The 13,519-nt window shown below is 70.9% G+C and carries 12 protein-coding genes and 4 pseudogenes; 13 read left to right on the forward strand and 3 right to left on the reverse strand.

Annotated features, from left to right (window positions below; translation table 11 throughout):
- The 9 genes and pseudogenes from KBZ10_RS23175 to KBZ10_RS30380 form a co-directional block, all read left to right on the forward strand.
- Positions 1-794: hypothetical protein (locus KBZ10_RS23175; RefSeq protein WP_210989648.1), on the forward strand; the 794-nt coding region annotated here is incomplete at its 5' end.
- A 95-nt stretch (positions 795-889) separates the two neighbouring features.
- Positions 890-1,123, forward strand: coding sequence for a hypothetical protein (locus KBZ10_RS23180; protein WP_210989649.1), 234 nt, complete (start codon positions 890-892; stop codon positions 1,121-1,123).
- Between the two features lie 268 nt (positions 1,124-1,391).
- Positions 1,392-1,558: pseudogene (locus KBZ10_RS30370) on the forward strand (IS630 family transposase); the annotation flags it as partial.
- A 266-nt stretch (positions 1,559-1,824) separates the two neighbouring features.
- Positions 1,825-1,959: pseudogene (locus KBZ10_RS23185) on the forward strand (IS5/IS1182 family transposase); the annotation flags it as partial.
- Between the two features lie 301 nt (positions 1,960-2,260).
- On the forward strand, positions 2,261-2,710 hold the full coding sequence (locus KBZ10_RS23190; RefSeq protein ID WP_210989650.1) for a carbamoyltransferase N-terminal domain-containing protein: 450 nt from the start codon (positions 2,261-2,263) through the stop codon (positions 2,708-2,710).
- A 236-nt stretch (positions 2,711-2,946) separates the two neighbouring features.
- Positions 2,947-3,318 carry a VOC family protein gene (locus KBZ10_RS23195; RefSeq protein WP_210989651.1) on the forward strand — a complete coding sequence of 124 codons (372 nt, stop codon included), beginning with the start codon at positions 2,947-2,949 and terminating at the stop codon, positions 3,316-3,318.
- Positions 3,319-3,334: 16 nt separating this feature from the next.
- Positions 3,335-4,334, forward strand: a pseudogene (locus tag KBZ10_RS30375) (IS630 family transposase); the annotation flags it as partial.
- 131 nt (positions 4,335-4,465) lie between these two features.
- Positions 4,466-5,674, forward strand: a complete 1,209-nt coding sequence (locus KBZ10_RS23210; protein WP_210989652.1) for an RNA-guided endonuclease TnpB family protein — start codon at positions 4,466-4,468, stop codon at positions 5,672-5,674.
- A 38-nt stretch (positions 5,675-5,712) separates the two neighbouring features.
- Positions 5,713-5,847 (forward strand): annotated as a pseudogene (locus KBZ10_RS30380) (IS630 family transposase); the annotation flags it as partial.
- 176 nt (positions 5,848-6,023) lie between these two features.
- Here KBZ10_RS30380 and KBZ10_RS23215 read toward each other — a convergent pair.
- Entirely contained in the window at positions 6,024-6,899 is an 876-nt protein-coding gene (locus tag KBZ10_RS23215) for an undecaprenyl-diphosphate phosphatase (RefSeq protein ID WP_210989720.1), read from the reverse strand.
- A gap of 227 nt (positions 6,900-7,126) precedes the next feature.
- Positions 7,127-7,828, reverse strand: coding sequence for a TVP38/TMEM64 family protein (locus tag KBZ10_RS23220; RefSeq protein WP_210989653.1), 702 nt, complete (start codon positions 7,826-7,828; stop codon positions 7,127-7,129).
- 388 nt (positions 7,829-8,216) lie between these two features.
- On the opposite strand from KBZ10_RS23220, the gene tuf reads away from it, so the two are divergent.
- The 3 genes from tuf to KBZ10_RS23235 all read left to right on the forward strand — a co-directional run bounded on the left by tuf (position 8,217) and on the right by KBZ10_RS23235 (position 11,439).
- Positions 8,217-9,389 carry an elongation factor Tu gene (gene tuf / locus KBZ10_RS23225; protein ID WP_210989654.1) on the forward strand — a complete coding sequence of 391 codons (1,173 nt, stop codon included), beginning with the start codon at positions 8,217-8,219 and terminating at the stop codon, positions 9,387-9,389.
- A gap of 215 nt (positions 9,390-9,604) precedes the next feature.
- Positions 9,605-10,450 (forward strand): patatin-like phospholipase family protein, encoded by an 846-nt coding sequence (locus KBZ10_RS23230; RefSeq protein ID WP_210989655.1) that lies wholly within the window; start codon positions 9,605-9,607, stop codon positions 10,448-10,450.
- Between the two features lie 125 nt (positions 10,451-10,575).
- Positions 10,576-11,439, forward strand: coding sequence for a fused MFS/spermidine synthase (locus tag KBZ10_RS23235; RefSeq protein WP_307847568.1), 864 nt, complete (start codon positions 10,576-10,578; stop codon positions 11,437-11,439).
- A 198-nt stretch (positions 11,440-11,637) separates the two neighbouring features.
- Here KBZ10_RS23235 and KBZ10_RS23240 read toward each other — a convergent pair whose 3' ends face one another.
- Positions 11,638-12,660, reverse strand: a complete 1,023-nt coding sequence (locus tag KBZ10_RS23240) for a hypothetical protein (protein ID WP_210989656.1) — start codon at positions 12,658-12,660, stop codon at positions 11,638-11,640.
- A 225-nt stretch (positions 12,661-12,885) separates the two neighbouring features.
- Between KBZ10_RS23240 and KBZ10_RS23245 the strand changes: the two genes are divergently transcribed.
- A complete protein-coding gene (locus KBZ10_RS23245; RefSeq protein ID WP_210989657.1) occupies positions 12,886-13,500 on the forward strand; it encodes a gamma carbonic anhydrase family protein in 615 nt (204 codons plus the stop codon).
- The last annotated feature ends 19 nt before the right edge of the window (positions 13,501-13,519 follow it).

The following is a 13,519-nucleotide window of genomic DNA, read 5'->3' on the forward strand; positions in this document are numbered from 1 at the left end:
GCTGGTCGTCCACCGCCCGGGACGGCTGCGGCTCAGGCGTCTCGACGGACTGGGTCTCGGTCACGTTCTTACTGGTCATCGATGCATCTTCCTTGATCAGGAGTTACACCGAACGTCTTACAGTCCCTCACCTTCCCTGCAAGGAAGGAATCCGTGAGGTGTGCGGCACGGGGCCGTCCCTCTACATGTTCGCGTCGCCATCGACGGACGTGGCCCCGGAGAACACCGAGTCGAAGCTGAATGATTCGGTCAACGACGGTGAAACGGTCGCTGAGATCCAGGATCTGGCGGATGAGCTCATCGACAACGGTGGCGCCAGCAACATGGCGGCCAAGGAGATCTATGAAGCCTTGGTCAAGTACACTGGTGGGGTCAAGACTGTGGGTCTGTGCGCCGGTGGCGGCGGCGGGTTCGTGGTCGGCGGGAACGCCTCGACCTGCCTGATCGTCACGCAGCTGCCGAACGGGGAATTCGTCCTCGACCGGACTGAGTCGGTCGGCGTCGACTTCCCCACCATCGGCGGCAGCGCGGAAATCAATCTGCTGGCCAGTAACGCCGATAACCCTTCGAACCTTCACGGTCACGGCATCGACTTCGGGGCGAGCGCGGCCTGGGGCGTGGGCGCGAACGTGGGCATTGAGTTCGGGTACGGTGCGGAAAATTCCAAGGGGAAGCAAGTCTGGGCGGCGTACGGAGGGATTCAATACGGTGCAGAAGCGGAAATCTCCATCGGATACAATTTCACCGGCGGCGGTGGAATGATCAAGGACGCTATCGGCGACTTGTTCAGTTGATCTCTGATCTCTGATCTCTGAACCCTGATTCCGGGTGGCCTGCCGCATCCTATGGGTGCGGCGGGCCACCCGGTGATTTACGGCCTCATGGACGGATGAAAATGAACCTTGCTGCGAAATTTAGTGACGACACCATCGTCAGGCTGGGCTTTGCCCCATTCATGCTGATGCTTGGCCTTCTGGTCCTGACCAACTACAAGGGGATTATCGAGAAGTTTTATTTCAAGAGTCAGGGAAGGGAAGCCACCCCTTTCTGGATCATCCTTTTTCGTATAGGCGGATCCTTTTGGGTGATCGCTGCAGTCACCTTGCTCATCGGGATCTGGTGACGGCTGCACGGCTTCGAGGCCACCCCGCGTATACGGGTCACCCTGCCCGGCGCCGCGATCAGCGGGTTGACCTCGGCTTCGTGAGCCCTCGGCAGTTTGCTGTTGAGGGTTCCCTGCTTGTCGCAGTCGGCGGAGCGGCTCGCCCCTGTCGACCGCGTCCCAGCGGTAGTGCACGCATAGTGCCGTAGCAGCGAACATTTGCCCTGTTGTGACGTGACGGGCTGTCTGGGCGCTGTGCCTGTCGGCTCGTCTCCGGCACCCTGTCGGGGTGGCGGAACGAGTGCGCGTGCGCGAGATCGATGACGACGAGGGGCAACGGCTGCTGCGGATCATTCGCAGGGTACCGGGTCGGTGGTGACCTGGCGCCGGGCGCAGTTGGTGTTGCTTTTCGCGCAGGGGATGCCGGTCGGAAGAATTACAGAGGCAGCCAGTACGGAACCGTCGTGGCACCCAGGGCCGGAAAGCCCTGGCGGGAGAGACCGAATGCCGCCGGTGATCGGCGTCGGTGAGCCGTGTGCGGGAGAACCGCATGCACGGTTCGAAGCGGCGGGGGCTGGAAACGGAGCGGAAGCACTCCGCCACCGCGCCAGCCCCCGACCTTACAACCTGCTTCGGGAGTGCGGAGGTTGGGCTGACAACGTGGTGAAGCCCCTGGTAGACGGGTTTTCGACCAAGAGAACCGTCTCCACCAGAGGCTTCACGTGCTTGTCTACCCGTCGGGCGTCGACGTGTCCAGCTCTGCCCTCCGCTTCCTCACGCAGCAGCTGCGGCGCCACCGCCGTGCGATCGGCTCCCGTTGGCGCCTGAGCGCCGGCCGCCAGGCCCTGCTCACCCTTCGCGGGCCTCCGCTTCTGCAGTGGAGAACCCAGGCCTTGCGGAGGCTGCTGTGGCAAGGATCGTGGAGGGGAAACACCGGTCGCCGATCGGGGACGACGGGCACCAGCCGAATCGGCCCGTACCGCCGCCCCCTCCTCCCCCTTTGCTTCCGCCCCTCCGCCTGCCTGGTCATCGACGGGAAGGTGGTCGCCTTCGCCGAGGAGGAGCGCTTCTCCCGCCGCAAGCGCCACAAGGACTCCCGCTCCTGCGCAGTGGCCGCGGCCTACCGCCTGTCCGAGGCCGGCATCACCCTGGCCGACGTTGACAGATCGCCATCCCTTCAACCCGGCCTGGCCTACGCCGAGCGACATCTGCACGGACGCCGAGCTGATCGCCGAACTCCTCGCCCCCGCCCTGTTCGGCCACCACCGGCCCCGGCAGGTCACCGTGGTCGAGCACCACCTCGCGCACGCCGCCTCCGCCTTCCACCCCAGCGGCTTCGACGAGGCCGCCGTCCTGGTGGTCGACGGCTCCGGCGACGGTGTCTCCGCCACCCTCGCCCACGGCACCGCCGACGGACTGAAGGCCCTGCGCCAGTTCCCGTTCATCCAGTCGCTGGGCTGGTTCTACGAGACCATCGCCGAAGACCTCGGACTCGGCAACTGGACCAGCTCCGGCAAGCTCATGGGCCTGGCCGGCTACGGCAACCCCGACCGCTACACCCTCGACTTCCCCACCGCCCGCGCTGGCGGCTCGTCGAGAAGGAGCTGAACGACGTCATCGTGACGGCCGCAGTGGCACTTGCCACCATCAGCCCGGACCCGGAGAAGGCGCTCGCCGGCTGTGTCCAGGGCCTGCTGGCGCGCCTCAGCCTCGCCTGACCCGGGCCGGCCGCCACGCAGCAGGGGCCGCACAGCTGCTGCTAGTGCCGCGGAATGCAACGTTTGCCTCGTAGTTGGGGCCGCGATTCACGCCGTGGGTCTGCCTGGGTCTGGGAGAATCGGCGGATGCTGAACATCGGAACGATCGTGATGGGGGCCACCGATGTGCGGCGGGCCGCGGAGTTCTGGAGCCGGGCACTGGGCTACGTCCCTCGCGATGGTGAGGTGAAGGATGACTGGGTGGTGCTGGTGCCGGCCGACGGCTCCGGCGCCGCACTGGCTCTCGACCTCAGTACGACGCCCGTGCAGGAACACCCGAGAGTCCACCTCGACCTTTATGCCGACGACGCCGCCGATCAGGAAGCCGAAGTGGCACGACTGATCTCCCTGGGCGCTGAACGCGTCGACTGGGACTTCTATCCGGACGACGCCGACTTTGTCGTGCTCGCCGATCCGGAGGGCAACCGCTTCTGCGTCATCGACACCAGTCACGGCTGACGCACACGGGGCTCAGGTGGCGGAGCGGGTGCGAGTGCGTGAGATCGACGATGACGAAGGCAGAGGCTGCTTCGGATCATCCGCCGGGGCACCGGGTCGGTGGTGACCTGGCGGCGGGCCCAAATGGTCCTGCTGTCCGCGCAGGGCATGCCGGTGGCGAAGATCGCCGAGGTGTCGTTCACCAGCGACGACCGGGTCCGGGACGTGATCCACGACTTCAACACCGACGGCTTCGACTCCCTCTACCCGAAGTACAAAGGCGGTCGGCCGAAGACCTTCACCCTGCCCGAGCGGCGCGAGATCAAGAAGATCGCCAAATCCAAGCCGACCGAGCACGACCTGCCGTTTTCCACCTGGAGCCTGACCAAGCTGGCGGACTTTCTGGTCGCCGAGGGGGTGGTCGACGACATCAGCCACGAGGGCCTGCGCATCCTGCTCCGCGAGGAAGGCGTCTCCTTTCAACGCATAAAGACCTGGAAGACCTCCCGCGATCCCGACTACGCGGCCAAGAAGGCACGGGTCGAGCACCTCTACGCGATCGCCGACGGCGAGGTGATACCCGAGGACGACGAGCCCGAAGTGGTCTTCTGTGTGGACGAGTTCGGGCCGCTCAACCTGGTGCCCCACACCCCGGACGCCAGTGGGCCGAGCGCGGTGGCAGGCACAAGGAGCCCGACCGCGAACCTCGTCGCAGGCGCCGGGCCACCTACAACCGCTACGGCGGAGTACGGCACCTGTTCGCCGCACTCGACCTGGCCAAAGACAAGCTCTACGGACACATCAAGCCGATCAAGAGGAGGACGCAGTTCCTGGAGTTCTGCCGCTACCTGCGCAGTCTCTACCCGCCCGAGACCCGCATCGCGATCGTCTGCGACAACTTCTCCCCGCACTTGACCACGAAGAAGTGCCAGCGGGTCGGCTCGTGGGCGGCGGCGAACAACGTCGAGCTCGCCTACACCCCGACGAACTCCTCCTGGCTCAACCGCATCGAGGCCCAGTTCACCGCTCTGCGCTACCGGGACTATTCGCAGTGCACCGGGCTTCAGCCCGGTGGTGAAGCGATTCTGAGAGCTGCTCTGACCACCGTGACGACCAGTACGAACGTTGGCGTCGATGTCCATAAACCCCATTGTGTAGCGTGATCCGCGTGCAGCTTCGGTACAGCTTCCGCTTGTACCCGGGCGCCGGTCAGCGCAGCGCGCTGGCGCGGGCGTTCGGGTGTGTGCGGGTGGTCTACAACGACGCGCTCCGCGCTCGGGAGGCCGCCCGCAGCGAAGGCATGCCGTTCCCGAGGACCGGGGACCTGTCCAAGCAGCTCATCACCGAGGCGAAGAAGACCCCGGAACGGGCCTGGCTCGGCGAGGTCTCGGCGGTCGTCCTCCAGCAGTCCCTCCGCGATCTGGACGCCGCGTACCGGAACTTCTTCGACGGGCTCAAGGGCAGGCGCCCCCGCATGGGCGCACCCCGGTACAAGTCGAAACGGGACACCCGGCAGTCGGTCCGGTTCACCGCGAACGCCCGCTGGTCGATCACGACCGGCGGGAAGCTGCGCCTGCCGAGGGTCGGCGATGTCAAGGTGAAGTGGTCGCGGACGCTGCCTTCCGTGCCGTCGACGGTGACGGTGGTCAAGGACAGTGCGGGCAGGTACTTCGCGAGCTTCGTCGTGGAGACCGGTCCGGAGGAAGTCCTTCCCGGGGTCACGCCCGAGCTGGGCATCGATCTCGGGCTCGGGCACTTCGCGGTCCTCTCCGACGGGACGAAGGTCGACAGCCCGCGCTTCCTGCGCCGCGCCGAGAAGCGTCTGAGGAAAGCACAGCGTTCCCTGTCCCGCAAAGAGAAGGGCTCCAGCAACCGGAACAGGGCCCGGATCAAAGTCGCCCGCGCACACGCGAAGGTGGCCGACGCACGCCGCGAGTTCCACCACCAGCTCTCCACCCGGCTGATCCGCGAGAACCAAGCGGTCGCCGTGGAGGACCTGGCGGTGAAGGGACTCGCCCGCACGCGCCTGGCCAAGTCCGTCCACGACGCCGGATGGTCGGCGTTCGTGAACATGCTGGAGTACAAGGCCGCCCGGTACGGGCGCACCTTCGTGAAGATCGGCCGCTTCGAGCCGACCTCCCAGGTGTGCTCGCAGTGCGGCGTCAAGGACGGCCCCAAGTCCCTGCACGTCCGTGTGTGGACGTGCAGGGCGTGCGGGGCGGTCCTGGACCGGGACATCAACGCGGCGGTCAACGTCGCCAAGGCGGCCGGACTGGCCGTGACAGCCTGTCGAGCGCAGGTAAGACCGGGACTCGTCCCGGCACCGCGCAGCGAAGCAGGAACCCACCCGACACCGCAACCTTCAACAGCGCAGTAGGCGGGAATCGCCGTCCTTCAGGGCGGCGAGGATGTCAATTCACCCTGGATGGCACCGACCACGCCAGTCACAAGGAGCAGGGCAGCATGATCCGCCGCTACATCATCTGGCGAAACCGCCCTGTCGACGACCGGCGGCTACGCGCCGTCGTCGACAGGGCGAACGTTGCCTGATGCGGCACTAGCTGCTGCTGTGCGGGCCCTCCTTTCTGCTCCCGACTTTGCGGTGCGCACTTCTGGCTGATCGTCTCCCGGTCTCCTGGGTGGGAGACGAGTGGGAGATGATCATGGCGTGATGCTGCAATCAGGCGCTGGGAAATGCTGGGTAGCGCTGCCTGTGCGGCCCTGGTTCAGCCGCCGGATTCGCCCGCGTGTGGGCTCAGCACACCGGCCCCGACCAGCACGAACAGCAGGATGCCGAGCGCGATCCGGTACCAGACGAACGGCATGAAGCTCTTGGTGGTGATGAACTTCATGAACCAGGCGATGACGACATACCCGACCGCGAAGGCGACGACGGTGGCCAGGATCGTCGGCCCCCAGGAGACGTGGCTGTCACCGCCGATCTCCTTCAGCTCGTAGGCGCCCGAGGCCAGCACCGCCGGGATGGCGAGCAGGAACGAGTAGCGGGCCGCGGCCTCGCGGGTGTAGCCCATGAAGAGGCCGCCGCTGATCGTCGCGCCGGACCGGGAGACGCCGGGGATCAGGGCCATGGCCTGGCAGAAACCGAAGATCAGGCCGTCGCGGACACCGAGGTCGCCGAGGGTCTTCCGCTCCTTGGCGACCCGGTGCCGGCCGCCGGTCTCGTCGCGGGCCGCCAGCCGGTCGGCGACGCCCAGGACGACGCCCAGCACGATGAGGGTGGTGGCGATCAGCCGCAGATCGCGGAACGGGCCCTCGATCTGGTCCTTGAAGGTCAGGCCGAGCACACCGATCGGGATCGAGCCGACGATCACCAGCCAGCCCATCCTGGCGTCCTGGTCCGAGCGTATCTCCCGGTCGGTCAGCGACCGGGTCCAGGCGGAGAGGATGCGCCCGATGTCCTTCCGGAAGTAGATGAGCACCGCGGACTCGGTGCCGATCTGGGTGATCGCCGTGAAGGCCGCTCCGGGATCCTGCCAGTCGGCGAAGGCCGCGGTGAGCCGCAGATGGGCGCTGGAGGAGATCGGAAGGAACTCGGTCAACCCCTGGACGAGCCCGAGGATGAGTGATTCGAACCAGGACATGGAGCTTGTGCCACCCAAGGAAGGATCATGTGCTGACCGCTGGAGCCGCGGCTCGGGTCAGGAAGACGGAATGCCGGACAGGATGCGTTGCTCGATAGGCGCGGGAAAGGACGGTGGCGACCACTGATCGCACACCGACCCGGGGCAGCGTAGCGTCCCCGGGTGAACGTCCGACGGGCGGCCGGGACCGGGGAGGGCGGACCCTTCCGCCGGGCGGCGCCCGCGGCTCAAGCGGAGCGCAGCCGTCCGCGTTTGCGCCAGGCGACGGCCAGGGCGGTGAGCCCGCTCAGTGCGATGAAGCCCATCGCGACCAGGAAGGCGGGTGAGGTCGGGGTGGCGGCACGGCTGCCGGCGATCACGTACGCGGCGGTGTTGGGGATGCTGCCCAGACCGGTGGCGAGCAGGAACGGCAGCAGCCGCATGCGGGACACCGCCGCGCAGTAGTTGGCCGCGGCGAAGGGCACCCCGGGGAAGAGGCGCACCGCGAGGACGGAGCGGAAGCCGTGGTCGCTGAGCTGCCGGTCGGCCGCGGCCAGCCAGCGCCCGCGCAGCAGCGGCCGCAGGGCGTCCTGGCCCAGGGCGCGGCCGAGGACGAAGGCGATGCCCGCGCCGATCACCGTGCCCGCGATGGTGGCCACCAGCCCGAACTGCGAGCCGAACAGGGCGCCCCCGGCCAGGTTCAGCACCGGACGGGGCAGCAGCGCGGCCGTGCACAGCCCGTAGGCGGCGGCGAAGAGCACCACGGCGCCCCCGCCGGAGATCCGCGGCGGCCAGCCGGCGGTGAGGAGCCGGTGCGGTTCCAGCAGGGCGACGGCCGTCGCCCCGCAGCCGACGATGAGCACGAGCAGGACGAGCCGCGACCACGGGGAGAGCAGGATCCCGGCCGTACGGGCGGCGAGGCCGAGAGGCTGCGGGGCAGGGTGGTGCATGCGGGGAGCCTAGCCGACCGCTCGCGGTGATCGCCGCACACGTGTGCTCCCGCGCTGGGGAGGACGGGAGCCGTCGCCGCCAAATCCGGTGGACGGCGCACGGTTCGGCGGCGATGCTTGGCGCATGGTCCGGCACACCTTCCTCCTGGTCGGGTCCGCGCTCGCGGACCCTCCGAAGGCTGCCGCCGGCCACCTCCCGGCAGGGGCCGGGGCCCCGCCGGCCGCGGCGGCCCCCGCTGCCGTCGGCGCCGCCGCCGCGGCCTGCGCCGCTCCGGCTCCCGGCGGCGCCCGAAGCTGACCCTCCCCGGATCGTCCGGCGGACCCCGCAGGGGGAGGGTCGGCCGGCTCCAGGGGTCCCGCCTCCACTCCTCACATCCGGGGATGAACCATGCCCAAGCAGGCATTTGTCCGCACCAAGCCGCACCTCAACATCGGCACCATGGGGCACGTCGACCACGGCAAGACCACCCTGACCGCCGCGATCACCAAAGTGCTCAGCGAGCACGGCACCGGCTCCTTCGTGCCGCTCGACCGCATCGACCGGGCGCCCGAGGAGGCGGCGCGCGGCATCACCATCAACGTCGCGCACGTCGAGTACGAGACCGGCACCCGGCACTACGCCCACGTCGACATGCCCGGCCACGCCGACTACGTCAAGAACATGGTCACCGGCGCGACCCAGCTCGACGGGGCGATCCTCGTCGTCTCGGCACTCGATGGGATCATGCCGCAGACCGCGGAGCACGTACTGCTCGCCCGCCAGGTCGGGGTCCGGCACATCGTCGTCGCGCTCAACAAGGCGGACGCCGGTGAGCCGGAGCTGACCGACCTGGTGGAGCTGGAGGTGCGCGAACTGCTGTCCGCGCACGGCTTCCCCGGCGAGACCACCCCCGTCGTCCGGGTCTCCGGACTGCGGGCGCTGGAGGGCGACCCGCGGTGGACCGCCGCGATCGAGGCCCTGCTCGACGCGGTCGACACCTGGGTGCCGACGCCGGTCCGCTTCACCGAGGCGCCGTTCCTGCTGCCGGTGGAGAACGTCCTGACCATCACCGGGCGCGGAACGGTCGTCACCGGCGCCGTCGAGCGCGGCCGGGTGCGGCTCGGCGACCGGGTCGAGGTGCTCGGGGCCGGGCTGGAGACCACCGTGACCGGGGTCGAGACGTTCGGCAAGCCGATGGAGTCGGCCGAGGCGGGCGACAACATCGCGCTGCTGCTGCGCGGCGTCCAGCGCGACGCGGTCCGCCGCGGACACGTCGTCGCCGCGCCCGGCAGCATCACCCCGCGGCGGCGGTTCACGGCGACCGTGCGCCTGCTGTCCGCCGCCGAGGGCGGCCGCAGCACGCCCGTGAGCGGCGGCTACCGTCCGCAGTTCCACCTCCGCACGGCGGATGTGGTCGGCGAGCTGGGCCTCGGCGGCGCGGCCGTGGCCCTGCCGGGTGAGACGGTCACCGTCACCGTGGAGTTGGGGCGTGAGGTGCCGCTGGAGCCGGGCCTCGGCTTCGCGATCCGCGAGGGCGGCCGCACGGTCGGCGCCGGAACGGTGACGGCCGTGGCGGAGTAGGCCCGGGTCACCGGCCGGCGGGCGGACGGGCGACGGGCGGCCCGTCCGCCCGTGCCGGGGGCGGGGGTCCGCCCGCCCGTGCCCGGCGGCGGCCCGCCCCCCGGGGGTGCGGGCCGCCGCCGTGTCCCCGGGACGCGGACCCGGTTCCGCGCGGCCGTCACGCGGTGCCAGACTGCTCGCACGGGAGACCGACCGGACGGTAGGAGGGGTGGGGCATGGCGGAGACGGCACTGGTGCTCGGCGGCGGAGGGCTCACCGGGATCGGCTGGGAGGCCGGTGTCCTGGCCGGGCTGGCCGAGGCCGGCGCCGACCCGGGCGCGGCGGACGTGGTGATCGGCACCTCCGCCGGATCCGTCGTCGGCGCGCAGCTCACCTCCGGCAGCATCACCCCCGAGCAGCTCTACGAACGTCAACTCGCCGAACCCCGGGGCGAGGTGGCCGGACGGGTGGGGCCAGCGGTGATGTCGCGCTACGCTTTGGCGGCCCTCCGCTCCCGCGACAGCCGCGCCTTCGGCCGGCGCATGGGCCGGCTGGCCCTCGCCACCCGGACGACGGCCGGCGAGGCGGACCGGCGGGCGGTCATCGGACGGCGGCTGCTCTCCCACACCTGGCCGGAACGGCGGCTTCTGATCACCGCCGTCGACGCCGCCACCGGGGAGTTCCGTGTGTTCGACGCGGCGAGCGGTGTGGGGATCGTGGACGCGGTCGCCGCGAGCTGCGCGGTCCCGGGCGTCTGGCCGCCCGTCACCATCGGCGGCCGGCACTGGATCGACGGCGGGGTCCGGTCGAGTGCCAATGCCGACGTGGCCGACGGCTGCCGCCGCGTCCTGGTCCTCGCCCCGATGGCCGGCGGCGGCGGGCCCGTTCCGACGGTGCGCGCCCAGGCGGAACGGCTCGCGGCGGGCGGTGCCCGGGTCGAGCTCATCACCCCGGACCGGGCCGCCCGTGCCGCCTTCGGCCGCAACCCGCTGGACCCGGCGCGCCGGGCGGCCGCCGCCCGGGCGGGCCGTGCCCAGGCGGCGGCCCACGCGACCGCGGTCAAGGCCCTCTGGCGGGACTGAACGGGTCCCGCGCGGCGGCCCGTCACTCCGCCGCGCACCCGTCCGCCCGGCCAACCGCGCCCCGGCCGCCGCACGAGCCCCGCCGGCGGCCGGAGCGCCACCGCCGGAAGCGGCACAATGGGCGGGTGGACGAGCCGATACCGGTGACCCGTGCCGTGGACCACGGCACGGCGAAACTCATGCCCGACACCGACCGGCCGCGCGCCTGGCTGCTCACCGTGGACGGCGCGCCGCAGTCGTATGTCGACCTCGACGCGCCCGCGCACCTGGAGTTCGAGTACGCGCGGCGGATCGCGCACGTCCTCGACACCGCCGCCGCGAGCGCGGAGAGCGTCCGGACCGGAGCGGGGCCGGACGTGCTGCACCTCGGCGGCGGCGCGCTGTCGCTGCCCCGCCATGTCGCCGCGGTCCGCCCCGGCGCCCGCCAGACCGTCGTCGACGCCGACCGCGCCCTGCTCCGCCTCGTCACCGACCACCTCCCGCTGCCCCCGGGCAACGGCATCGAACTGCACGCCGCCGACGCCCGCGCCTGGCTGGAGAGCGCGCCCCCGGCGGCGTACGACGTGCTGGTCGCCGACGTGTTCGGCGGCTCACGGGTGCCCGCGCACCTCACCTCCGTCGAGTACGCCCGCGCGGCCGCCCGGGTGCTGCGCCCCGGCGGGGTCTACACGGCCAACCTCGCCGACGCGGCCCCGTTCGAGTTCCTCCGCTCCCAACTGGCCAATTTCGCAGCCGTGTTCGAGCACCTCTGTGTGATCGCCGAACCCGCCGTGCTGCGCGGCCGGCGCTTCGGCAACACCGTCCTGGCCGCCTCCCGGGAGGAGCTGCCGGTGGCGGAGCTCGCCCGGCGCTGCGCCGCCGATCCCTTCCCGGCCCGGGTGGAGCACGGCGGCGCCCTGGCCCGGCTGACGGCCGGCGCGGCCGTGGTGCGGGACGGGGAGGCCGCGCCGTCCCCCGTTCCGCCGGAAGGCGCCTTCAGCATCGGCTGACCGCGTCCTCGCCGCCCGCCCGCCGGCCGGCAGCCCGTCAGCCCGGCCGGCGCCCGCCGTGCGGCGTGAGAAGTGGGTCAGCGGCATGGCCGGATCCTCGGCGTGACGCCGCCCGCCCCGCCAGCGGTTTTCGGCGGCGGGGCGGGCGGGGTGCCGGAGCGCCGCGGCGACGGCTCGGAACAGCGGACCCGGGGCGGCTCAGGAGGACGTGAGCGGCCGCAGCGTGTTCATGATCTTCCTGATGGTCGCGTCCGCGAGCTCTTCCTCGACGCCCTTGGCGGCGTAGAGGCACCAGACCGCGTAGTCACCGTTCTCCGTCTTGTAGGCGACGGTGTACGCCTTGCCGTCCGAGGAGCACTTGTTCTCCTTCTTCACCCCGGTGACCGTGGCGGAGGAGGAGTAGCCCTCGATCCCGTGCTCGCTCGTGAAGGCCTTGGCCTTCGTCACCTTGCGGGTGCCGGTCTCGTCCTGGTCGAAGGCGGCGAAGACCCAGACCTCGGCGGCCGTCTCGGCGGCGTTCTGCAGGCTCTTGGCACCCTGGGCGCCCTTGGTGCCGACACCCGCCAGGTCGGAGGTGTCGTCCCCGACCGTGCACCAGTCCTCCCCGTAGAAGGCCGGCGCGCTCATCATGATGACGGGCTTGGGGATGTCTTCCTCGCTGTTGGCGTCCTCGAAGCCGATGGAGAGCGTCGGGGACTCCACCTTCCAGTCCGAGGGGACGTCGAAGGCGTTCTGGCGCTTGGCGCTGACGACGGTCTGCCAGCCGTCGATCACGGGCTCGACCGCCGGATTGCCGCCGCGCGGGTTGTCGAGATCGCCGCTGTCCTCGCTCTCGGTGGGAGAGGGCGGGGCGGACACCGACTTCTCCGGCCCCGGCTTGCCGCCGGCCTCCGGCTTGTCGTCGTCACCGCCGATGAGCAGGAAACCGGTGACACCACCGGCGACCAGGACCGCGAGCGCCGCCCCGATGGCGACGAGCTTCGTCTTCCTGCCGTCGTCCGGCGCCTGGGGCGCGCCGGGTGTCCCGGGCGCGGCCCACTGGCCGGTCGGCTGCTGGTACGGATTCGGCTGCTGGAACCCCGGCTGCTGATAGGGGTTCGGCTGCTGGAACCCCGGCTGCTGGTAGGGATTCGGCTGCGGTTGCCCCGGCCGCTGGTACGGATTCGCGTTCGGGTCCTGCGGGTTCTGCTCGCCCCCGGGCGGCTGCTGTCCTGGCCACATGGCGTAACCATAGAGCCGCCCGGCCCCGGCCTGCCACGCCGGGCCGGACTGCCGCACGAGCGGCGATCCGCGCCTCCGCGCGGGGCCGGTGCCCCGGGGCGCCCGTCCGCCGTACGGTACGCGGGACCACGCGGGCACGGAGCCCGCCGCGGTGCGCCGGAGCGGAGCGATGCGCCGCGGACGGCGCGCATGGCGCGGACGGTGCGGACGAGAATGGAGAAACCCATGGCGGAACGGGCGTTGATCGGGGCGGTGGCGGGCCGGGAACCGGTCGTCCACGAGCGGGCGTTCACCGCGCCCACCTCGGTCGTGCTGGGCGAGGTCAGCCTGGCCGCGGGGTCGAGCGTCTGGTACCACACCGTGCTGCGCGCCGACTGCGGCCCGGTCGTCATCGGCGCGGACAGCAACATCCAGGACAACTGCACGGTCCATGTCGACCCCGGCTTCCCGGTGACCGTCGGCGAGCGGGTCTCCGTCGGCCACAACGCCGTTCTGCACGGCTGCACCGTCGAGGACGGCTGCCTGATCGGCATGGGGGCCACGGTTCTCAACGGCGCGCACATCGGCGCCGGTTCGCTGGTCGCCGCGCAGGCCCTGGTGCCGCAGGGGATGCGGGTGCCGCCGGGCTCGCTGGTGGCGGGGGTGCCCGCCAAGGTGCGCCGGGAGCTGACCGGGGAGGAGCGGGAGGCCCTGCGGCTCAACGCGGCGATGTACCTGGAGCTGGCGGAGGCCCACCGCGAGGCGGCGGACGCGGGGCGCGGCGGGGACGAGAAGGCCGAGGAGAACGGCGAGAACGGCGAGGACGGCGAGGGGGAGCACGGCGGGGGCGGTTCCCGCTGAGGTGCCGCCGGGGACCGGC

This window comes from Streptomyces sp. F63 (assembly GCF_018070345.1).
Classification (GTDB): domain Bacteria; phylum Actinomycetota; class Actinomycetes; order Streptomycetales; family Streptomycetaceae; genus Streptomyces.